A 22,770-nucleotide genomic window follows, 5' to 3' on the forward strand; every position below is an offset into this window, starting at 1 on the left:
TTTGAGCGAGGCCGGGGTGCTGGAGGGAATGGATGCCCGGCGAGTGAATGACACGGTGTCGGCGAGTTTGTATGGGGCGGCGGCGTTGGTGGCGGTGGTGGATAGTCAGGTGCGGATGGGGTTGGGGGTTAAGGAAATGTCCGTCAAGCTTCCGGGCGGCAGGATGGGAAGCGCACCAATGCTGACGTTGTTTGGTGGGGTGATTGGTGGGTTGTCGGCCTATGCAGCCTTGGCAGAGTTCAAATCCTTGAAACAACAGCTAGAGGATGCCCAAAAACGAGTCGATCCTTGGCTGCAACTGCGTCAGTTCGCGGTCGGAGGGCAAGTAGCGACCTTCGGCGCCCAAGCGATATTAGGGTTTGGCTACACCGCTCGTGCCTTAGCAGGGTCAATCACAGTGGATGTCGCCATCTTGCGTTACACGCTGTACATGGGGCCGTTGAACTGGATCATTTTGGGGTTCGGCGCACTGTACCTGACAGCCTGGCTTTTCGAAAAAACGCCGTTGCAAAATTTCCTGAACAACTGCTGTTGGTCGAAGGCGCGTGCAATCGATCTGGACCCCATCGCGCCTAAAGCCCAACACGACGAACTCGACCGTTTGTATCTCATCCTCTATACGCCTCGGGTCACCATGCAAAGCAGTTCTAATCAGGCAACTGATAACGGTCGTTCCGGTCTGGCGTTCGTCAGCGCCATTGATTCTCTGACCATCGATTTGCCAGGCGCCGAGCCAAACAGTGTCTACCTGGAACTGAGCATGGTCGGTGACCCGGTGGATACCCTCGAAAACCGGTACCTGATCAAAAACAGTCCGACCGACTACTTCAGGCCACCCCGTCCGTGGCGCGATATGACGCCCTTCTGGTTGTCCGGCAGCAGTTGCCAGTGGATACCGATCGAGGAAGGTCAGGGTCTGCGTATAAGCGGCCCTTTCAAAGAGGTGAAAGACATACTGCGCACACCACCCAGCACGTTGTCGCTAAGGTTGCGTTATCGCACGCCATTGACCGGGATACTCGGCGCACGGAGTTTTATCGGCGGGGAGCGTGGTTTGGCATTTACCTTGAATAACTCCACGGGCGTCATTGCGCTACGAGCCGACCCAACACCTGAACTTGATCGAGTGCCGAATTATCCGCTCGGCGAGGATCATCCCGGCGCGATTTATCTGCAACCCAAGGACAAGCGATGAGTACGCCACCGGCAGGCACAACGGAAAAAAGGATTTTCTCGCGTAATGATTATCTGGCTCCATTGCCCATTCCTACGGGTGAAAAGCCTTGCGATGTGCTCAACACCATCTGGCGCAAGAACGAGGTGTTTCTCGATATAAGTAACTACAGCATCGGCTCGGCGGTGATGGTGATGTGGCCCGGAGTCATGTTGTTTTTGGGGCTGGCATATGTCTTCAAGGATCCTGATGCGTTGATATTGGGAGCTTGCATCATGGCGCTCCCTATTTTTTGGTTGATTCAGGGCCTCTTCCGCGAAGTTCCCTTACCTATACGCTTCAACCGCCAACGCCGCGAAGTCTGCGTCCCCCGCAACGATGGCGAATTCTGGATCGTCCCTTGGGAAACCGTGACAGCCGCCGCCACCCAGCATTCATCAGTCAGTCAGGCCGGCAAAGCCACGATGGGTCTACTGGTCATCGGTTTCGAAAACCCCGACCCGCACGCTACGGAAGACAACAAGCATTTTTCGCTGGGCTTCAACTGCGGTGGCGGCACCACGGCAATGGCGTTGTGGGAATGCATGCGCAGTTATATGGAAATTGGCCCGCAAGTTTTGCCACAGACAAATGACTTCGAGGGCGGACGAGAAAAGCTGCGGGGCAGAGGCGTCTTTTGGGGCATTTGTTGTGAATATGTGGATGGCATCAGACATCATTTGGTCGCGCAAGAGGTTGGCAAGGCAGCGTGGCTGATCATTGCTGCAGTGCTCTTGGGGGCACCACTGGCGATGATGTTGCAAGAGTGGAAGTTATCGCCACCGCCCGAGCTTTCTAATCCCGACATCATCGAATGGTCAAAACCACTCCTCCCGGAGCAATGGACCAAACGCTCCCCGGAGTTGGAAGAAGCCATCGTCAAGCGCGAAGCCGAGTTGGCCGGGCGAGTGGAGGCGCAGTCATGAGTACGCCACCGGCGGGCACTACGAAAAAAAGAATGTTTTCGCGCAATGATTACTTGGCGCCATTGCCGATTCCAACCGGTAGAAAACCCTCTGATGTGCTGAATATCATCTGGCGTAAAAACGAGGCGTTTCTCGATGTGGGTAACTACAGCATCGGTTCGGCGGTGATGGTGCTTTGGCCAATGGTGGTGTTGTTTGCTTTCATGGGGTATCTGTTCCGAAATGATCACGATGACATGCATATTTTTGCGGTCATGACGACGTTCATTATTGGCGTGCCAACTTTCTTCTTGATTCAGGGCCTCTTCCGCGAAGTCCCCTTACCCGTACGCTTCAACCGCCAACGCCGCGAAGTCTGCGTCCCCCGCGAAAACGGCGAGTATTGGATCGTCCCTTGGGAAACCGTGACAGCCGCCGCCACCCAGCATTCATCAGTCAGTCAGGCCGGCAAAGCCACAATGGGTCTACTGGTCATCGCTTTCGAAAACACCGACTCGCAAGCCACGGAAGACAACAAGCACTTTTCGCTGGGCTTCAACTGTGGCGGCGGCACTACGGCAATGGCGTTGTGGGAATGCATGCGCAGTTATATGGAGATCGGGCCAGAGGCGGCACCGGATGCCGCAGCGCTTAATTCAGGGGCAAACCTGCGTTACTACATCGATTACATGAAGGATATAGCCAAAGAACGTGGCTGGTTTTTGACCCTGTTGTGGGAAGGTGTCTTTGGCGTATTCATCTTCAATGCTCCTCTCGCCACCTACCTGCAAAGGAAGAAGCTGTACCCGCCACCCGATCTGCTATCCGCTCATTCTTGAATGTCAGAGTGCAGCCGTTTGTGGTTGTGCGCGTGGACGTACAACCCAATCAGCAATGGATTCCGGCACTTCCGGGGGTTCAGGGGATTCACCAATCAAAGCAAATATTCGGGCAGGCTCTACGACTTTGCGTGAACGGTCTACCAAGAGTGCCTTGACGTTGGCCACTGCCGACACTTTCGACCCAACCATGAAAACATGCTGGAAGTAAAACCACTTTTCATCCCAGTAAAGCAGTTCGGTTTTAATTTCAAACCGCTGAAACAGCTTTATGGACTTTTTGTATTCAATGTCAACATTGCCTACCAGAGGCATCCAGCCGTTTTTCAGAATCCCTCCAAGCGTGCCGACAGACCACAGGAAATGCAGCCTGCCCAAATCAGCGAGCGATAGAAAACGACCGTTATTGATGTGCATGTTCAAATCGATATCAAGCGGTGTGGCGGTGAATCCAATCGTCGTCGCGCTCCTGAAGTGGCCAGGCTTGCGCCATCTCTTGATAAAACCTACCAACGACATGACAAATAATCTGAAAAACAGGTTCATTGGCTAACGGCCTCGGCGGATCGTGAGAGGTTGTTGTAAAGAGATCTGATTTTGGCTCGGTCGATTTTCCCACTGGTCGTCTTGGACAGCTGACTCGCCGCAATGATGTCGATAGTGGTTATCTGGATTCCCAGTTCGTCACTGATCTTTCTGCGCACGATTTGGGTCAGGCTTGATGTGTCATGGCCTTTGGCTGGGACGATCAGTAACGCGCATTCTTCAGTGTCCGACTCAGTCAGTGGAACTGCTGCAACACCCCGGACACCTTCGACTTCAGCGGCGTAACTTTCAATGTCATTGGCGAAGTAATTGGCGCCATTGATAATGATGACTTCCTTGCTTCGACCGACGACATACAGGTTCCCCTCAAACAGGAAGCCTATATCACCGGTCAAGAACCAGCCGTTTTCAAGCATTGCAGCGGTATTTTTCTGGTCATTGTCATAGGCGCAGCACACCGAATTCCCTTTCAGCGCAATCTCACCCAACAGCAGTGAGGTATCCACGAAATCCAGGTTGTCGACATGAATACTGACGTCTACATGACGAATGGGTTTTCCGCACGAAACGATCTCTTTGTTCCCCGGTGCATCGCGGTCCGCGAGCACGACCCTGCCGTTGTTCAATGCCTCACGATCGACAAATACACTTTGCATGCCCTCACCCACCGTGGTGAACGTTGCACCCAGCGTCGCTTCGGCCATTCCATAAAGGGGCATGATCGAGCGTGCGGAGAATCCGTAAGGCGCAAAAGTCTGGGTAAAAGCGCGCATGACTTTAGGGTTGATGGGTTCCGCCCCACTCGTGGCAGAGCGCCAGGAGGTTAAATTCAGATCCGACAAGGCATCAACGTTGAAGCGTTCAAGACAATACTTGTAGGCAAAATTGGGTGCTGGTGAAATCTCCAGGGAAAAGTCGGAGATGGCCTTTAACCAGCTTAACGGTGCTTTTACAAAATCTGCGGTTCGCATTATGTAAGAGTCCGAGCCAGCAAACACAGGCAGTAGCAACCCACCGATCAAGCCCATGTCATGAAAGAACGGCAACCAGGTAACACCGGCAGACTCTGCGTTCATTTCAAATGATTCGCACATTGCGGCAACATTCAAAATCAGATTTTCTTGAGAAACCACGACCCCTTTTGGGTCCGAAGTACTGCCCGAGGTGTACTGGATCAGCGCGGTGTCACTGACTGCATTTGGGCGCTGACGGGGTGCCACTGGATCGCTTTCACCCAGAGCGCTGAACTCATCAAGCGTCTGTACGATCGAGGCGGTTTGAGCACCTAGAGATTCTTTGACCTCTTCACTGAGCGATTCAGAAACCAGAAACCTGTGGATCGTTGACTGCCTGGCAATAAGACCCACGCGCCTATAGAAGCTCTGCAACGGCGAAAAAGGTTGCGGTGGTGCGATGGGGACCGGCACACCGCCGGCAAACAAGACTGCAAAGAAGCTTTCGATAAAGCTGAGTTCGTTGAAAAATATCAATCCCACTCGTTCGTTGAACGTCACGCATTCCTGCATTGCACTGGCGCGGGCCTGTGCGCGCCCATGAAGGCTGGCATAACTCAAAAACGACGAAACCTTGCCATTCTTGATGACGTGAAATCCACGCTCTGGTGACAGTTCGGCTGTACGTGTAAGTGCAGTCAGTATTGTATTCACATCATTCCCTGATTTTACAAACCACCAAAAAGCGCCTTGCCGTCTATTGACTGACTGCAAAGCGCCACATCAGTCGCCGGTCAATTAATAGCGAGAGACTCTTCCTGATTAGCTTTAATCAGCCGCTGAACAGCGGCAATCAGCTGCTCCGCGGTTTCGATCGTGTAAGTTGCATCATCGGGCATTTCCACATCGTATTTTTTCTCAATCATCAAAATCATTTCAACGATCTTCATCGACGTTACACCAAGGTCTCTGATACTGGTGCTTTTGGTCACAGTGCCGGCTTCCAGCCCAACAACCGTAGTAAGAATGTCCAGTATGTCGAATTCAATTTCGTTCACAAATCGCTCCCTCGCGGCTAACTTCATGGTTTATATACAACAACGTTCTATGCGGGACTTTAGTCTGCCCACTAAAAACATCTTCGGGCTCAATCACAATCCACGACGCCTCCCCCAAGGCAACCAGATCGCCGGTTTGTGTCAGGAGCCGTGCCTCAGCTTTGATCATACTGCCGGTAATCGAGACGATTTTTCCTTCCACCCGGTACTCTGCAAATGACTCGCAGATACTGATGAAGCGCACTCGGAGTCCCATCGTGACTGCCATTTTTCCGGTGAAGACCATAATGGCTCTTCCCATGGCTTCATCCAGAACGGTCGAAACAATTCCACCGTGGACGATGCCTGGATAAGATTCATACTGACGATCCAGTGATACTCGCGCAGAGACCTCATCCACACCGTCGTCAAACACTAACTTCAAGCCGATATCATTTTGTTCGCTGCAACCAAAACAATTCGAGGTGACACCTGATTCTTCTACAAGCGTGTCGTTCATGATGTATCACCTACATTCTGGCGCGGATCTCGGCTTTCAGTGAGCGTGTATCGACGATTGCTTTATTGCCGGTGAGATTGCGCAAGGCGCGGTAGACATTGGCATCACCACGTTCATTGTCATCGTCGCCCACCACATCCTGTTCAATTGTCTTGACCGAGTCGGGTGAGTCCGCATTCGGGAAGAACAAACCTGCAGGGTGTTTGACGCCATAGGAGGCATCAATCAGCCAGACGTAAGCCATTTTCAGTGCTTCCAACATATTCACGTCGCTTTCGTCGCACAACTCTTTGCAAAAGACATAGAACGCCTTGGCATGGCGAGACTCGTCCTTGCTGAGCAAACGCCAGATTTTCTTCAGGGTGGGCTCATTCGTTCGGTGGGCGCGTAGGTTGTAGTAGTTGGCCGCACGGTATTCAGAAATCACGTTCATCATCAGCGTGGCGGACGGGTAGTCACCCACCTCATACGGTTTACGCGTAAACATGGCGTGTTTTGAACGAACCTCAATACCCAATTGCTTCAGGTATTTGGCCTGCACCAGGGCATGCCGAGCCTCTTCGGCTCCCCACATCAACGACCAGGTGGAAAAGCCGAATTCGTCACGCCACTCGTTGAGGAAGTTGTGCGACCCCGGCAATGTCGTATGTTCTACAACAGCACCATCGTGCAGAAGTTGAATGTCCTCGTCGGTCAACAAGCTTCTGTCGATACCGGAAAGGTCGCCAATTTCTGACCACTCCCATCGCGATTGTTCAAACCAGTCAAAAACCTCGTTGAATTTATTGTCTAGATAAAACTCTTTGATGTTGTGTTTTGACTGAAGCGTGGTAAAAGCAAAAATCGCTTTCTCGATAACTTTTTCAATATCCAATATTTCGGTTTTGGCAGAAACGACATCTTGAATGTCATATTTCACCGAATCTCCGAGAGCGCACACTTTCGGATCATCGCTGACTAATATAACCCGGGTACTGACCAACAGCCCCGGCTTCTTGATAGCCTCCAAAACTTGTTCAACTTCATGCAACTTGTCAGAAGCAATGAGAATGACCGAGCAGTTGGAATTCTGCGAATCCACATCAACTACAAACTCATGAATGGCTTTTTCGACTACAGCATTACCCTTGCGATCAACGAGCGAGATAGCGGAAGAGTTAACTTCACCGGAATAAAGGTAAAAGATATTCATAGAAGCCCTTTGCAATGTTTACATCTCCATATCGGCACTTGAGCATGCCGCACCAGCACCATGACCACAGGGTCAGCTTGTAGACCGAAAACCACCCAGTGGTCACGGCGAGGCGAGTATATAGACGTTGGATCCAAAAAAATGAGCTAATTAAAGGCCAATCATAAGACCTTTAGCTAATTGCTTAACCACCACAATCATGATATGCAAAACAGAAATGACTAAATATACCGATAGGAATTGGAACACCCGTCTCACTTAGGTATGTCAGCGGCTGCTTGATCTGATGAACGCTGCGGATACCCGTCGAGGGTAATGCTATGTTATGGACTTGCCGCATCAACATGACGAGCATCATTCTTGAGCGGCAATAAAGAGCACCAGCGCGCGGATAACTTCCGGCATCGGATAAATCAAGGAAAACAGACCAATGCCCAATGCAGTTTTTGTCAGCAGAACCATTTTGTTTGGAGACTGTGATCCCGCAGGATTAGTTTACACTCCCCGTTTTTCATATTTTTCGGTAGAAGCTGTATATGCTGCACTTGACAAGTGGCTGGGCGCACCAGGACTTAGAAATCTGATGGGCTTTGATATATTGCCGCCGGTACGCGCCATGTCATTGGAGTTACTGGCACCTCTGACGTGGGATGATGAGTTAAACATCAAGGTCAGCGTGGCAAAAGTAGGGATTCACTCTTTCACTTTTCTGGTCGAGGGGTTTATCAGCAATGGAACATTATCTTTCGTAGCGAATATCACTCATGTCTGCGTCTCGCCAGAAACCAAAGAGGTTGTCGCCATTCCGTCACGACTTAGAACACTTCTTTCATGAGTCGCCAAAAATAGGCTATTTCCAAAAACCCGGTCAGGCGTCCCCAACCAGCAGCCGCAATCGGCCAAGAGTAGAAATTCGTCCGGAACGGCTATTGCCCCGAGAAGAAAGAGGACAGGTAAAAAGGGGGGATTTCCGGAAAATACTTTCGCCCCCTTTAGCTCTCTACTTGTGTAGACCCAATTGGCGCTCTTGCCGGTTCACTTGACAGATTGCGCCCCAAACAGAATGGGAACGGCGTCCAGAAAATGAAGCATTTCAGGCTCCTTGGTGTTCAAGCTTCCGGCGTTTTTCAAGGTTGTTGTCGCGTCGCCGTCTAACTATGCCGCGCTTTTCTCGGTCTGCTGCTGCCGATCCGGGTTCAACATCACAGTGCCCATCGGCTCCCAGTTTCTTGTCTGGCCAGACCAGCGTTCCGGGCATTTCTCCCGAGCTTGCTCGTACAACTCATGACGCCGAGCCAGGATCAGACCATGGCTATTTATCGTCCGCTGCAAGGCAACATAAGCACCACCCCCACGCTCTACATCGACACCGAAGCCAAGGCCTCGACCCTTCTCGAAACCTCAAAGCATCGCTTGAACATCCTGCGCAATATGCTCAACAGCGTCAGTTGCCTGTGCGTCAACGATGCCGAAGGTCATGATCTGGAACACTTCGCCAGCGCCGCGCATATCCTGCTTCAGAACGGCTGTGACGCACTGGATGCGTTGGGCTGGAAGCTGGATAGAGTCGCACCCAGCCTTTGAAAGTTAAAAAGCCGCGATGGTGTCGCGGCTTTTTTACGTCGGTCAGAACCCCCGCCGAATCCGGTTTTTCAGTTGTTCATGGAAAATCTCGGCGTTGCGTTTATAGGTGCCGCTGAACGATTCGTTGCTCGAGTCCAGCGTCATTGAACGCTTGCTCGACACTTCCTCACGATACGCATCGATAAAGAAATTCAGATCACTCTCTGTGCTCAGCTTCGGCCACTTATCCAGGTACAACGGCAATTCCGTCGGCCCGGTCTTGAACGAACAGATCCGCCGGTTGCTGATCGTCGCCTCACCGATTTCAAACGGCACCCACCACGACAGCGCGGTTTTTTCCGAAACCACCGCCAACAGGTGCGTGCATTCGGTGATGTTGCGGGTGATGACCCCGGTGATGTCTTCGGTGGTCTGGGATTCCGGATCCAGTACGTCGAGGTAGGTTTTGATGTTGGCCTGCATCAGTCGGGTGTTGATGGCGATGGCGTGGGCGCGATCCATGTGGCGGTAGCTGATGAAGACGGGCATCAGAAGTGTCCTTTGAGGGCGAGTTCGCGGTAGTAGGCGCCGAGGGCGGTGAGGCGACAACCGGTGGAGTTGAGGGCGGCGTAATACATGTGCTCGGCATCGACCGGTTCGACCAGGCTGTGGCGGTTGCACATTTGCAGTTGCTTGAAGACGGCGCCGTGATCGGGGTCGAACGTTGCTTCGGTGGGCTCGTAGCTGGGATCGAGCCTGAAGACGAAACTCGGCTCGGGGAACCAGTCCTTGAGTTTGCGCAGGGTTTGTTCGGCAATCAGCGGTGCTACCTCGCGCAACGGCACGAACTGCGACACGTTGGTCTTGAACACCGGGCGCTGCTCCCAGGCACCCAAGGCATTGTCGACAAACGAGTAAACGCTACCCGGCGTGACCTTGCCGAGCACGTTCGCGGCGCCACCGTGCAGCGCCTGTAACAGCAGGTCGGTGAATACGCCGTGGCCGCGACTTTCGAGGGCGGACTGTTCTTTTTTGCACGCGGTGAGAATGGTCATGCCTTCGCCGATCACACTGCTGCCACCGCGCAAATTGCGCATGGCGCCGGCTGCGCCTGCCTGACAGCAATCGAGAATGATGATTTTGTTCTTGATGTGCGGGGCCTTGTCCGCCCACTCCAGAATGTCGCTGATGCGAATGCCTTCCCCGCCGTGTTTGAAGTCCTGTGGAATCAGCAGCCCTTCGTCGATGCTGGTGTCGAACTGGCCGTGGCCGGCAAAGTACAGCAGCGCCACATCGCAGTCGCCCGAGAACAGACTTTGAATGTGCTGTTTCATGGCCGTGAGCGTCAGGTTCTCCTCGGATGAGGTCAGCACTTTGCTGCTGAAGTTCGGGCGCCCGCTGGCGTGACGCTCCAGCACCGAAGCCATGGCCATTGCATCGTTGTTGCAGCCGCTCAGTGGCGTGACGTGGGCGTAGTGGTTGATGCCGATAAACAGTCCCTTGCGCATGATTACACCGCCGTATGCAGGCGAATGGCGGCGACGATGCTTTTGGTGCTCCACGCGCACTCGGCATCAGCGGCGTTGCGTACGACGGTGGAAATCCGCTCGGCCCCGAACGGCTTGATCGCGATGATCACTTTGCCCATGCGCTTGGCGATTTCGATTTCCTTGTTGATCCACTTGCTGTACGTCGAGTACATGCCGGCCATGATCAGCACTGCCGAGCAAGGGCGGATCTTGTTCTCGATAGCCTCTTCCAGTTGCTTGTCGGTTTGCGCGCCCATGATCGGGTTGTGCGGTGGCACGGAGAAATTCTTGAAGGTGAAACCGGGTTGCGCGCTGAGCAGGCGTACGAGGTTGTCGTGGGCGTGGGAATAGTTCCACGAATGGCTGATGAACAAATGATAGGTTTGCATGGGGTTCCTCGGAGGTCGCGACAGTGCGAAGGAGGAACTGAATGTAGGCATCTGCGTGAGGCCTACAAGGTGCTGGCGGTAAAAGAGAAATGTCCTGCAAACAGGCGTGCTAAAGCCCTACAGAAAGGTCTGACGTTTAGGCGTTCTGAGGATTTGTCAGGCGTGATCCTACAGCCGGCAGCCCTGTGTTTCAGGGCTGCCGGTGCGCCTGTTTAATAGCCGTTTTCAGGCAGGCTGGCGATGATCGAGCGGTAGCTGTTCATTCGTTGTTGCTGCACGCGGCCATCTTCCAGAGCCTTGAGCAGTGCACAACCCGGTTCACGATCATGCTTGCAATCGCGGAAGCGGCAGGTGCCGAGCAGGTCATTGAACTCGATGAAGCCGGCTTCGACGTCGGCACGACTGACGTGGCCCAGGCCAAATTCGCGGATGCCCGGGGAGTCGATCAGTTCACCACCGCCCGGAAAATGGAACAGGCGCGCGGTGGTCGTCGTGTGCGTGCCTTGGCCGGACAGCTCGGACAACGGCCCGACACGGGTTTCAACTTCAGGCAGCAAGCTGTTGACCAGCGACGACTTGCCGACGCCGGACTGGCCGACGAACACGCTGATGCGCCCGTCGAGCTGCTTTTGCAGTTGTTCCATGCCGTTGCCGTGGTGCGCGGACACTTCCAGCACCGGATAACCGAGCGTGCGGTAAACCGCCAGCAGGGCGTTGAGTGCCGGGGCATTCTGCTCGTCGATCAGGTCGAACTTGTTCAGCAGCAACAGCGGACGGATGCCAGCGTGTTCGGCCGCTACGAGGTAGCGGTCGATCAGGTTGGCGTGGGGCTCGGGCAGCGGGGCGAAGACGATGACGATCATGTCGACGTTGGCCGCTACAGGCTTGAGCTGGCCACGGCTGTCCGGACGGCACAGTTCGGTGGTACGCGGCAATTGCGCGACGATCACACCGATGCCCTGGTTGCCGGCACGCCAGACGACCTGATCGCCGGTCACCAGCGCTGGCAGGTTGGCGCGTAAGTGGCAACGGAACACCTGGCCTGCGAGTTCGCCGTCCTTGGCCTCGACCTCGACCTGCACACCGAAGTGAGCGATCACCAGGCCGTGTTGCTCAGGGCCGAGATCGCCACCTTCGAGCGCCTCGACTGCCGAGGACTCACGTTTGGCGGCGCGTGCGGCGCGCTCGCCCTGAATCTTTTCGATGCGCCAGTTTTGACGACGATTGAGTTGGCGTTTGGCCATGGGTGTTCCGTCTGAAGAATGCAGCGATTAGGTAAAACGGCCGCGAGTTTAGCACGCCGGGGCACCGGCCTAGGCTAAACTGCGCAGCATTGCCTAGGAGCCGAAATATGCAGAACCCACAGAATCTGATCTGGATCGACCTGGAAATGACCGGTCTTGATCCGGACAACGACGTCATCATCGAAATGGCCACCATCGTCACCGACAGTGACCTCAACACGCTGGCCGAAGGACCGGTGATCGCCATTCACCACAGCGACGAAGTGCTGGCACGCATGGACGAGTGGAACACCCGTACCCACGGTAACTCCGGCCTGACCCAACGCGTTCGCGACAGCCGCGTCAGCATGGCCGAAGCCGAAGCCGAAACCATCGCGTTTCTGGAGAAGTGGGTGCCCAAGGGCAAGTCGCCAATCTGTGGCAACAGCATCTGCCAGGATCGCCGCTTCCTCTATACCCACATGAAGGCGCTGGAAAGCTACTTCCACTACCGCAACCTTGACGTCTCCACACTCAAAGAGCTGGCCGCACGCTGGGCGCCGGACGTACGCGACAGCTTCAAGAAGGGCAGCACGCACCTGGCGCTGGACGACATCCGTGAATCGATCGCCGAACTGCAGCATTACCGCAAGCACTTCATCAAGTTCTGATACCGGGTTGGCGGCTTTTTGTGGCGGGTGTTCTCGCCCTCTTTTGGTGCTGCACCGAAATGGCTAGACTGCGCGCCTTCCTGCCAGGATCGCCACCATGTTGCTAATGCTCTATTTGATCGCCATTACCGCTGAAGCCATGACGGGCGCGCTGTCTGCGGGCCGTCGCGGCATGGACTGGTTCGGCGTGGTGCTGATTGCGTGTGTCACGGCGCTGGGCGGCGGTTCGGTGCGTGACGTGCTGCTCGGGCACTACCCGCTGACATGGGTCAAACACCCGGAATACCTGGTGCTGACCTCCGCTGCGGCAATGTTGACCGTGTTCACTGCACGTTGGATGCGGCATCTGCGTTCGTTGTTTCTGGTGCTCGATGCCGTCGGTCTGGTGGCGTTTACCCTGATCGGCTGCATGACCGCTCTGGAAATGGGCCACGGCATGCTGGTGGCTTCGGTCAGCGGTGTGATCACCGGTGTCTTCGGCGGCATCCTGCGCGATATCTTCTGTAATGACATCCCGTTGATCTTCCGCCGAGAACTGTATGCCAGCGTGTCGTTCGCCGCCGCCTGGTGTTACATGTTGTGCCTGTATCTGAACGTGCCAGGTGAACAAGCCATTCTGATTACCCTGTTCGGCGGGTTTTTGTTACGTCTGCTGGCCATTCGTTTTCATTGGGAAATGCCCAAGTTCGTTTATAACGATGAGCATTGATTCCGCCTGCTATCGAATAAAAAATACAGTTCTGCCGGGTTTTGCGAATTGACGGTGGCGGCGGGTTTTTATCTGTTTTTACCGGTTGTTGAGGTTTCTTGCCTTTCTGCTCAAGCGGAATTAGTAGGGGCATGTTATTTCTGAGTCTTGCCGCTGATTCAATATGAGACTGGGAGAACCATTGCGAAATGGTTGGCGAGCCAGTAATGAAAAGGGACGTTTCACTCTGGCGGTACTGAACACTGTCGCTGTAATAGATCGTGTGGATGATGAAAACGAGGAGGGTCCGGTCCTGCCTTGTATACGTGCGTTCCGGGTTTCCAGCCAAAGCGGGAAAACCTTCCAGATCGGTGTCGCCATCAAGTTCAACGGGTAGGTTGTCCGTAGCAGTGGCAATGCTTTGTCTAGCCGGCATTACAGCAACTTCAAAATTATTCCATTAAGTGGCTGCGCAGTTTGTGGTCTGGCGCGGATGTGAATTACCGGTATTCGTGTCGGGCACTTATACCTGGGCCAGCACCTGAGGGGCTAAAAACAAACAGGTCGAATAAGCTAGTTGTTAGTGACTGCGCTTTCGTCTACGTCAACAAGCTTCGCGAGTCACACATCGAGAACTAATTGGCGTCGTTGTTTATTAATGCGATAAATGTAGTACACCTATATACCGGTTTACACCGGATAAGCCGATAAACTGATTGTACTGACGGCCCTGCAGTGTTACGGGGCCCAACTAACCAAACCTCAAGGATGAGCATTCATGGCTGGTAAACCGCCAAAGATCAAACCTGTTCCTGCCCCTGCCAAAACACCCGATTTCAGCGCGAATGAACCACATCGCCCAGCGTACCCCTCTCCAGCAATGCCGCATTTACCTCTCCCCCCTCGCCCGGAACACTTGCACCCGTCCTACCGGCCAGACTTGGTCGCGGTGACGCAGGCGAGCAGTTTGAGTGTGAGCCCGTTGTCTTTCGCGTTCGACGATTTTTCGAAGCTTGCCGCGACGCCCTCGCTGGCAGATTACTGGATACACACCGACAAAAGCCTCGGCGAGCCCGATGCGCAGGGCATCCGGAGGTTCAGGCAGCGTCAGTATGTGGCCGTAGCCGACAACCATTTCGTGCAAGTTGTCCTGGACGCCGAGAGTGGCCTGTTTCGCGCCACGCTAGCCAGAGAACTCAACCCTTCCGGCCCGCTTCTGAAGCCGGATAGCGAGGGCAGGTTCTGGGTCCCTCTGCAAAGCAGTGATTCGCGTAATCACCCTGCAAGACTCAATTCGTTAAGGAGGCGAACGGCAGAACTGTTTCACCGCGTCGGGTATTCAGTGGACGGCTTTTCCGAGGTCACGATTACACGCATTCTTGCCGTTAGTGGGATGGATGAAACGCTGGCACGCGATTCCCCCGCTTACGCTCGGTCCCTCGTCTTGCTGCAGGACGCTCTCAGGCGCTTGAGCCTCGATCAGAAAATCCACACGTTCATCACACAAATGCAACATCCCGATCCGCTAGTGCGCGCCCAGGTCGATCCGCAGTTGCAGGCTCTGCTGCAGTTGCGCGAAGGCGAGCCTGGCGCAAGCATTGCCCAGCGCGACCGCGCCGCGCTCTTTCAGAATCATGAGCGTGCGTTCGAACTTGACTGTGATGAAAACACGTTGCAGATGCGGCGGATTTTTCCTGACTTGCCCAAAGCGGCAGCCGAGGCCTTGTGGCGCGATGCAAGTGCCGCCGAGCGTCTGCATATGCATAACCAACCGGGAATGCCACGGCAAATGGCAGAAGAGGCGCTGTTGGTGCTGCGCGATGTTCGTCTCGCAAGAGCCTGTGAAGGGATTTATCTGGATTCGGTATCCAGTCCGGACAGTGACCGACTGGCGTTGCATATGATCGGACGCCTTGCGCAGTGGCCGCGAGATGTCCGTATCGAGATTCGTCAGGATGTGTTTGACGGGAAGGTCTTGACGGCTATCGGCGATGTGCTGACTTCGTTCCATCACGTTCTGGTCCAGCAGGACGCCGGGTATGTCATCAGCAGCCCCGAGGGTTCATCGTCCAAAGGCATGAGCGATCTGTATTCGGCTGTCTGGTTCCTGTTACTGCCCGTACAGCGTCAGGCCTTCGGTGTGGCGGAGGGAGGAGGGCAAACGCTGCAGCGATTGATTCGTGCACAGCCGTTGCCATCGCGCCAGGCTGTGAGCGAACTGCTGGGGCTGGCGCCGATTCCAATGACGGTCGACTCTGCCACCGCGCAATACAGGCAAGCGTGGAAGCTGCGAGGCGGCGCCGATAACAATCCGACATCGGCAAAGACCGTTGTTGACCGCGTACATGATCTTTATCCGCAGCTTTCGGGTGAGGAGGTGACGACGTTTATCAACGAGCGTTTAAAGAGTGATCTGGCCGGCGTAATGATGAGGCTGGAAAAAGAGTTCGCGACGTTGTGCAGTGAATTGTCGATATGGAGTGCCGATAAGCCGTCACCTCATGCGGATTCGTCGGGACAGGGGAGAGCGCCAACCCCCGCGGAGCAACGTCAGGCTCGCGAGCAATTCAGCGCAAAGCTGCAAGATATCTGGCGGCGCAAGTCCGTTTCGAGATGGGGGTACGGTGACTATCATTTTTCTTCCAGCGTCGATTTTTCCGGTGAGCTACCAAGGCTGTCTGCCAGGTTTGAATATGTAACAGAGTTAATATTGACCGCAGAAAAACCAGGCGCACGGATAGGCGCGTTTCTTGACAGTTTTCCCAATGTTAAATACTTGAAGGTGACTGGTGTAGAGATGCAGGAATTCCCGTCAGGGATCTTTCAAATGCGTGAACTGCTGCAACTCACGTTGGATAGTTGCTCGCTTAGACTTTCTGATATGACGGCTGAAGGGCTGGCAAGAATGGAAACGCTTACATTGTTGAACCTGGCACGCAATCCTCTGACAGTTGCTCCACCTGTAGGCTTCATGCCGGATTTAACGGAATTGATGCTGTATGACGCCAATCTTTCCAGCGTTCCTTCAGGAATAGATTCGCTGAAAGAACTCGAGGTGTTGGCGTTGCAGAATAATAATATTTCAGAGGTGGGGGATGAGCTGTTCGATATCCCGGATACACAGAATTTATTCGTTGGTCTGGTGAATAATCCCTTGAGTGACGCGTCGAGGCAGCGGATTACCGAGTATCTGGAAAACGCCAGCATGGACCGGAAAATTGAAATTGAAATGGAAGAGCCACTGTCGGATGTAGAGTCTGACAGTGAATCCTCAGAGAGTGGATTTTCGACGGGCTCAGAGAGTGACTGAATGTGGGGGGAAGTAACTGTTTTCTTGCCGGTCTAACATAGCCTGATAAATATAAATAACGCGCTGGCTCCCCTTCTGCTTTTGATTTTGCCGTGGTCAGGAGGGGAGGAACCTCTGGCAAGGCCGGAATTAAAGGGTTGGCAGGACTGATTTCAAATCGGGTGACAGGAGATCCGGATTTTTAGAATGTTTTAGAGTTTATGTGTGTTGTTGGTTTCTATGTTCAGGTGTTTCCGTGGTTTTAATTTGTCGAATGTCCTGTCTTTTATTGTTTTTAGTGCCGTGTCTCAATGCCTCGGCGCGTCCTGATGGAGGCGAAACTTATTAATTAGCCAAGGTGTTATTGAATGTTTGATGAGCAGCTTAATATTTCCCGTATCGAGGTGAAAACCGACTCCACAAGGTCTGGTCAACATAAGATTCTTTACGCCAACGGTCGCATGCAAGTACGCGTATTGGTGCTTTTACACGGTGTCGATAACAATGGAGACGGCGCGTCACTGTATGGGCATCCTGCATTACAAACACTGCGGCTGATTGCCTATAACGGCGCTCGACCTCTTGAAGGTGACTGGAGCGTATCCGTGCAGGAAAATCGGTATGCCCATGAAATGTCGGGTGGGGCACCGCGGGCTATAGAAGTTCCGCGTGTTAATGACAATCGCAAAAGTGACGTTTCTGATCCTGTACAAATTCTTGAGTTTTGGGTTTCCGCCTCCAGGCCTGGAATCATGGAAGTCGCTGCCGAAATCGTCATGGACTCAGTGGTATTGCGAAGCAATGGAGTCGGCTTTGACAGCAGTGTGACGCTGGAGGCGATTCCGCCTAAAGAGTATCCGCTGAGTAGTTTTTCATTGAGTAAATATGATGAGAAACAGCAGCGTGCCCAATATGACTGGGTCCAGCATTATCATATTGCTCTGCAAGCAGAGGGCCGGCAGATTCACCTCCTTGACTGGTATAGCAGTGAGGTGAAACTTGACCCTTATGATTCCGAAAATGCGGTGCAGGTTTATGTGTCCGGCAATATTCCCGACACACAGGATGGTCGCAGATGTTTTTATGGTTACATGGCGCCGATTTATGGGCTGAAAACAACGTTTCGCAGCCCGCTCGGCTACATAACCGTCCCGATTAACAAAGTGCCTGGACAATTGACGCTTGTTCAGTATGTTTCCGCGGACCTGCAAGTGGCGCGGGAGAATGAAAGCGCATTCGAGTTTGCAGTGGTCGATGAGTTCGGTTCGGAGCACAGGCTTAGTATTGATGGTGATAAAGAACAACGTACTTTTGTTCTGGGTGAGTCCAAGCGGTCAATGAAACAGCTTGTCTGATTTCGATACATGGCCAGCGAGTTTTCGCTGGCCAACCTGACTGGCCAATATCTGAATCTGGAAATAAAGGACGTTTTCAATGAAAAGTAATTCATCCTCCGCCGTTCACTCGAATGCTTTCAACTTTGGTGAGTTTGTTTCCGGAGGCGTTGACCCCCGCACGGGCATGTATACGTGCGCCTTTTCGTTAGGCAAGTTGTGTTCGGCGGATCTCAATGGCCCTGAGGTTGCACTTTCACTGGGTTTCAACCCGCTCAATCAGGTGGATGCCGGTTTCGGCCTCGGCTGGTCGTTGACCATGACTCAGTATGACGTGCGCAGCAAAGTCATGACGCTGTCCAACGGCGAGCGCTACAAGGCTGTCGAGACATCTGCGGGCCTGAAGTTCAAGGAAATGAAACTGCAAACTGCAAGGGTACTGGTGACCGGGGCAGGGCGCTATGAAGTTCGATACCGCGATGGTCGGCGTGAACTGCTTAAAGTTCAGGCCGGCACTCATATCGCGGTAGCAGAAAAAATTGTCGCGGCGAACGGTGTGAGCATCACGCTCAAGCATGAGACGTTCAATCAGTTTGCCATGTTGACCGAAGTCTGTGACGCCAAGAGATGCCTGTTGAGAGTTACGCGCAAGGCCGGTCAGGTGACATTGACCCGGCATCCCGATACCTCGTCCAGTTCCGACTACAACCTGATCCTGAAAAATAGTCGGGTAACGGCAATCGAACTTCCGCTCGGCAAAGGTTGGGATCTGGAATATGAAGTCATTGATGAGGCCAGCTATCTGTGCCGCGTCGTCAATCCATTGCGCGGCGTAGAAATCATTCGCTACAAGCGTCAAGGTCACCGCTTCGTAAGTGGCGTGCAGCGAACACTTCCGTTTGTCATCGCTCACGATATTTACCCAGGCCGGCGCCAACCCAGGCTTTGCAAGGTATATACGTATTCCAACCATAACTTTCTCGGGCAGGGCCTCATCCCGGCCAGGGACAATGACATAGATCCTCTCTACCTGGCGCCCGACCACTACGTCTATACCTCGGACGAGAAATTAGTGGTCAATGGCAAGGTGCACACCCGGATTAACCGCACCTACAACAAATTCCATTTGCTGGTCGCAGAGGTCACGACATGTGGCAATGCCCAGACCACAATCGCCACCGAGTATCACTGTTCGGTTACCAAACTGTTCAATGAGCAACCGGCTCAGTTCCGCATGCCGAAAGTTCAGACGGTGACTTATTTCGATCGGCGCACCCAACAGAAGCGCGAGGAAACCACCGTCACCGAGTTCGACGGCGAAGGCAACCTGCTCAAACATGTCGAGCCGAGTGGGGTGACGACTTTGTCGGAGTATTATCCTGCAAGCGGTGGGGACAACTGCCCGGAGGATCCGCTGGGTTTCACCAGGTTCCAGAAAAAGAGAACGGTCAGCGCTGCGGCCGCGAGTGGCGCCTCGTCTGTCACGTACTACGACTATGCGTTGCATCCTGCGCTGGAAGGCGCAGAACTGGCATCTGTCTTTCCGGTTGAAGAGCGTTATTTCGAGCGCGTGGAGGGGGTTGAGATCCTGCGTTCGAAAACCCAAAGGAGTTACCTGAATACGCCAAAGGACCCGCTCAAGCACGGGGCCATGAAACAGCAAAGCATTACCCGTAACGATAAAAAGACCTGCACGCAATTCTCCTATGAGCTTGAAGGTATCAGGCTGCGGGTGACGTCCAGCACGCAGGGCTTCGATGGCTCGCTGCAGACCAGTGAGGCCGTGCTCTCGACGCTCACTGGGCTACAGGTGTCAGAAGTCGGTATCGATGGCGAGCGTATCGAACATGAGTACGACGCGATCGGCCGAGCAGTGTGCAAAACGGTTGCCCCCGGCACCCCGTACGCGGCCGCTACCAGGTGGGCCTTTTTGGCCGCCAGCAAACAACAACCGGCCACGATGGTCACCACGGATCCCGCCGGCGGCGAACAAAGAGTGACCTATGATGGCCTGGAACGAGTGATCGCCGTTCAGGAAAAGGACTGCGACCGTCCGGACGAGGATGGGCTCATTGCGTCTCGTACTCTTTATTGCGCCCGTCATGATTCGGCGGGTCACAAGGTAGAAGTGACGCTGACCGATTGGCGCGATGGCAAGCCTTATCCGTTGATCACCCGCTACGAATTCGATAACTGGGGCCAGGTCTGCAAGACGTTCCATGCCGATGGGCGTGTCGAACATAGCGAGGCCGATCCGGTCCTTCGCCAGCAAACGAATTGGCTTCAGGGGATGGGCAAGACCGTTACCCTCATCAACGAGTTTGGTAAACCCCTGAGGGTCGAGAGCTTCAATCTGAAGCACAAGAGTCTTGGCAAAACCGATTACACCTATGACGGATTCGGGCGTACAACCAGCCAGACCGATCCGGCCGGCAATACCACTCGATATGAGTACGACGTTTTTGACCGGATGATTCGCAGTGTCCTGCCCGACGCCAGCGAGGTGGTCACCGACTACGCCGATCACAGTGACGAAGCGCTGCCGGTCGGCATTCAGGTCGATGGCAAAGTGTTGGGCCGGCAAACCTATGACGGATTGAATCGCCTGACGCAAAGTACAGTAGGCGGCCGCAAGTCCGAGGCCGGTTATGAAGCAGGTTTCAGCCAGCCGCAGTGGTACAAGAGCGCTGACGGCAAGAAAATCGAATTCACGTATTTGCGCCATAGGGGCGGTTTACTGACTGAGCGCAAGGCGGGGGCATTGCTCACGACCCTGACTTACGACCCCGTCAACGGCCATCCCTTGACCTGTATCGAAAATGGCAGAGAGCGTCGTTTTACGTATTACCCTTCCGGGCGCGTCAAATCCGAAACGACGACCTACGGCGCTATCAGCAAAGCAACCTCCTTTACCTATTCCCTGGAGGGGCGACCGATCACCTGCATCGATGTACTCGGATCCGAACGCAGATCCGAATACGATGACCATGGCCGCTTGTTATCAACCTTGCAGGGTTCGCTGAAAACCGAATTCCACTACAACATCCAGACGGGGATGCTGGAATGGACGAAGACCGAAGAGACGTCGATCAAACGTCAAATGATCACTCGGTTTACCTATGATGATATCGGTCGTGAAATCTGCCGTACTTTCCAGGTGAAGGGCCAGCCCGACCAGACGCTGGCGTCTACTTATACGCTCGCCGGCAAACTGGCGCAGAAAGTGTCCAGGCGTGGCACGCAAGTGTTGCGCGATGAGCAATTTGTCTACGATGTGCGTGGGCGCCTGATCCAGTACGACTGTGCCGGCCCCCTAAAGCCCCGGGACCCGTACGGCAAAGAAATTGCTCAGCAGACGTTCACATTCGATGCGCTTGATAATCTTCTCACCGTACAGACGCGGTTCCCTCTGGGTGTGAACCTGACCACCTTCAGTTACGACAATCCGGACCCAGTACAACTCAGCGCAGTCAAACATTCTCATGTCGACTATCCATCGGCCGTGACCCTGGAATACGACGCCAACGGCAGGATGATCAAGGATGATCAGGCGCGAACCCTGGCCTATGACGCGTTCGGGCGTCTGGAACAACTGACCAGCGCCGCAGGTTCGGTTATTCGCGGCTACCATTACGACGGTTTTGACCACCTGGTTGAACTGTCGCAACCCAATACCACCACTGCCCAGCGTTATTACCACGAAGGCCGGGTCGCCAATGAAGTCAGCGGTGAAAATTCATCCAGTGTCCTGCGTCACGGTGGATTGCTCGTGGGCCAGCAACAACTCGGATTGAAGGCCGGCGCGCAGTTGTTCGGCACCGATCAGCAGCAAAGTGTGTTGGCAGCACTGGGTGAAGAACAACTGACTGATTGCACTTACAGCCCTTACGGGCATCGTCCCGCCGAGGGTGGTTTGTTCAGTCTGGCGGGGTTCAACGGCGAGCAGTTGGATCCGGTAACCGGGCTGTATCTATTGGGCAATGGCTACAGGGCTTATAGCCCGACATTGATGCGGTTCCTCGCCCCCGACAACATGAGTCCATTCGGTGAGGGCGGATTGAATGCCTACGCTTATTGCCTGGGCGACCCCGTCAATCGTGTTGATCCTACCGGGCATATCTCCTGGCAATCGATTCTGGGCATCGGACTCAGTGTGCTCGGGATTGTTGCCAGTGTGCTGACGATGGGGGCCGCGACGCCATGGGCGGCGGCGGCATTGGGGCTGGCCGTTGCTTCAGGCTTGGCGGGTATTGCCAGCGAATTGGTCAATCACTATGCACCGGATTCTTCGGCAGGAGAGGCATTGGGCTGGATCAGTGCTGGGCTAGGCTTGGCTTCGCTGGGTACCGGTCTGGCGGCCGGAGCCAAGGCTGCTGTCAACGCGGGCAGGAAGCTGGCTTCAGCCTTTCAGTCAGGGCTTAGTTCACGAGGCGCGGGTAAAGCGGCCAAAGCGTTTGCCAAAGGAAAAGGCGCCAAGGCTGCGGCAAAAGCCCAGTCTGCGAAAGCCACCGCACGGGTTGAGGACGAGGTCGAACAGAAATGGACAGTGGTCAGGCCTAAAGACAAGATGAATTTTCTTAATATAGAGGCGCGGAATGCCTCTGAGACCAGGGTTAAGTTATTCATTCAGCTCATTGAGGAGGGTAACTCTCCGACCTCCGCTGCCGCGCTCCTTCACGCCGAATACACGCCATTGAAGGGGCCATCCAGTTCATCGTCCAGGTTGATGCATCTTTATTTGTCAAAGGGTGATCGCGTGTATCTCACTGAAAATGCGAAGGACAGGATTGTCATCATCAAACAGATGGGTGGGCACTACAAAGAAAAAAAATAAACATAAATAACGCGGCGAGGCAGTGTTCAGCATGAGCCGAGAGCC

General features: G+C 54.1%; 17 protein-coding genes and 2 pseudogenes. 10 read left to right on the top strand and 9 right to left on the bottom strand.

What is annotated here, in order from left to right; all coding sequences use genetic code 11:
* The 3 genes and pseudogenes from AACY02_RS21260 to AACY02_RS21270 form a co-directional block, all read left to right on the top strand.
* Nucleotides 1-1,195: pseudogene (locus tag AACY02_RS21260) on the top strand (toxin VasX); the annotation flags it as partial.
* A complete protein-coding gene (locus tag AACY02_RS21265) occupies nucleotides 1,192-2,139 on the top strand; it encodes a DUF6708 domain-containing protein (RefSeq protein WP_339433639.1) in 948 nt (315 codons plus the stop codon). The pseudogene AACY02_RS21260 and the gene AACY02_RS21265, both read left to right, overlap by 4 nt.
* Nucleotides 2,136-2,939 (top strand): annotated as a pseudogene (locus AACY02_RS21270) (DUF6708 domain-containing protein); the annotation flags it as partial. The gene AACY02_RS21265 and the pseudogene AACY02_RS21270, both read left to right, overlap by 4 nt.
* Nucleotides 2,940-2,960: 21 nt before the next feature.
* Here the strand turns inward: AACY02_RS21270 and AACY02_RS21275 are convergent.
* From AACY02_RS21275 to AACY02_RS21295, 5 genes are all read right to left on the bottom strand, one after another.
* The gene (locus tag AACY02_RS21275; protein WP_175554138.1) at nucleotides 2,961-3,503 is read right to left on the bottom strand and encodes an acyl-CoA thioesterase; all 543 of its coding nucleotides are present in this window, start codon (nucleotides 3,501-3,503) and stop codon (nucleotides 2,961-2,963) included.
* Nucleotides 3,500-5,170, bottom strand: coding sequence for an AMP-binding protein (locus AACY02_RS21280; RefSeq protein ID WP_339433641.1), 1,671 nt, complete (start codon nucleotides 5,168-5,170; stop codon nucleotides 3,500-3,502). The genes AACY02_RS21275 and AACY02_RS21280 overlap by 4 nt, the downstream gene beginning before the upstream one ends.
* An 80-nt stretch (nucleotides 5,171-5,250) precedes the next feature.
* Nucleotides 5,251-5,514, bottom strand: a complete 264-nt coding sequence (locus AACY02_RS21285) for an acyl carrier protein (protein ID WP_339433642.1) — start codon at nucleotides 5,512-5,514, stop codon at nucleotides 5,251-5,253.
* Complete coding sequence (locus AACY02_RS21290) at nucleotides 5,501-6,013, bottom strand: PaaI family thioesterase (RefSeq protein WP_339433643.1); 513 nt, start codon at nucleotides 6,011-6,013, stop codon at nucleotides 5,501-5,503. The genes AACY02_RS21285 and AACY02_RS21290 overlap by 14 nt, the downstream gene beginning before the upstream one ends.
* Before the next feature lie 10 nt (nucleotides 6,014-6,023).
* Entirely contained in the window at nucleotides 6,024-7,205 is a 1,182-nt protein-coding gene (locus tag AACY02_RS21295) for a ferritin-like domain-containing protein (RefSeq protein WP_339433644.1), read from the bottom strand.
* A 430-nt stretch (nucleotides 7,206-7,635) separates the two neighbouring features.
* Here AACY02_RS21295 and AACY02_RS21300 point away from each other — a divergent pair, with 430 nt between their 5' ends.
* Nucleotides 7,636-8,040 carry an acyl-CoA thioesterase gene (locus AACY02_RS21300; RefSeq protein ID WP_339433645.1) on the top strand — a complete coding sequence of 135 codons (405 nt, stop codon included), beginning with the start codon at nucleotides 7,636-7,638 and terminating at the stop codon, nucleotides 8,038-8,040.
* A 473-nt stretch (nucleotides 8,041-8,513) separates the two neighbouring features.
* Entirely contained in the window at nucleotides 8,514-8,789 is a 276-nt protein-coding gene (locus AACY02_RS21305) for a hypothetical protein (RefSeq protein ID WP_339433646.1), read from the top strand.
* 42 nt (nucleotides 8,790-8,831) lie between these two features.
* Here AACY02_RS21305 and AACY02_RS21310 read toward each other — a convergent pair whose 3' ends face one another.
* The 4 genes from AACY02_RS21310 to rsgA form a co-directional block, all read right to left on the bottom strand.
* The gene (locus AACY02_RS21310) at nucleotides 8,832-9,317 is read right to left on the bottom strand and encodes a toll/interleukin-1 receptor domain-containing protein (protein ID WP_339433647.1); all 486 of its coding nucleotides are present in this window, start codon (nucleotides 9,315-9,317) and stop codon (nucleotides 8,832-8,834) included.
* Complete coding sequence (locus AACY02_RS21315) at nucleotides 9,317-10,276, bottom strand: caspase family protein (protein ID WP_339433648.1); 960 nt, start codon at nucleotides 10,274-10,276, stop codon at nucleotides 9,317-9,319. The genes AACY02_RS21310 and AACY02_RS21315 overlap by 1 nt, the downstream gene beginning before the upstream one ends.
* Before the next feature lie 2 nt (nucleotides 10,277-10,278).
* Complete coding sequence (locus AACY02_RS21320; RefSeq protein ID WP_339433649.1) at nucleotides 10,279-10,686, bottom strand: TIR domain-containing protein; 408 nt, start codon at nucleotides 10,684-10,686, stop codon at nucleotides 10,279-10,281.
* Between the two features lie 212 nt (nucleotides 10,687-10,898).
* Nucleotides 10,899-11,930, bottom strand: coding sequence for a small ribosomal subunit biogenesis GTPase RsgA (gene rsgA, locus AACY02_RS21325; RefSeq protein ID WP_339433650.1), 1,032 nt, complete (start codon nucleotides 11,928-11,930; stop codon nucleotides 10,899-10,901).
* Nucleotides 11,931-12,037: 107 nt separating this feature from the next.
* Here rsgA and orn point away from each other — a divergent pair, with 107 nt between their 5' ends.
* The 5 genes from orn to AACY02_RS21350 all read left to right on the top strand — a co-directional run bounded on the left by orn (nucleotide 12,038) and on the right by AACY02_RS21350 (nucleotide 22,725).
* Nucleotides 12,038-12,580, top strand: a complete 543-nt coding sequence (gene orn, locus AACY02_RS21330) for an oligoribonuclease (RefSeq protein ID WP_123530761.1) — start codon at nucleotides 12,038-12,040, stop codon at nucleotides 12,578-12,580.
* 97 nt (nucleotides 12,581-12,677) lie between these two features.
* Complete coding sequence (locus AACY02_RS21335) at nucleotides 12,678-13,289, top strand: trimeric intracellular cation channel family protein (protein ID WP_221733102.1); 612 nt, start codon at nucleotides 12,678-12,680, stop codon at nucleotides 13,287-13,289.
* Between the two features lie 757 nt (nucleotides 13,290-14,046).
* A complete protein-coding gene (locus AACY02_RS21340; protein ID WP_339433651.1) occupies nucleotides 14,047-16,578 on the top strand; it encodes a hypothetical protein in 2,532 nt (843 codons plus the stop codon).
* 347 nt (nucleotides 16,579-16,925) lie between these two features.
* Nucleotides 16,926-17,912 (top strand): hypothetical protein, encoded by a 987-nt coding sequence (locus AACY02_RS21345; protein ID WP_339433652.1) that lies wholly within the window; start codon nucleotides 16,926-16,928, stop codon nucleotides 17,910-17,912.
* A gap of 79 nt (nucleotides 17,913-17,991) precedes the next feature.
* The gene (locus AACY02_RS21350) at nucleotides 17,992-22,725 is read left to right on the top strand and encodes an RHS repeat domain-containing protein (RefSeq protein WP_339433653.1); all 4,734 of its coding nucleotides are present in this window, start codon (nucleotides 17,992-17,994) and stop codon (nucleotides 22,723-22,725) included.
* The last annotated feature ends 45 nt before the right edge of the window (nucleotides 22,726-22,770 follow it).

Origin of the sequence: Pseudomonas sp. EA_65y_Pfl2_P78 (assembly GCF_963970495.1) — a bacterium.
Classification (GTDB): domain Bacteria; phylum Pseudomonadota; class Gammaproteobacteria; order Pseudomonadales; family Pseudomonadaceae; genus Aquipseudomonas; species Aquipseudomonas baetica_A.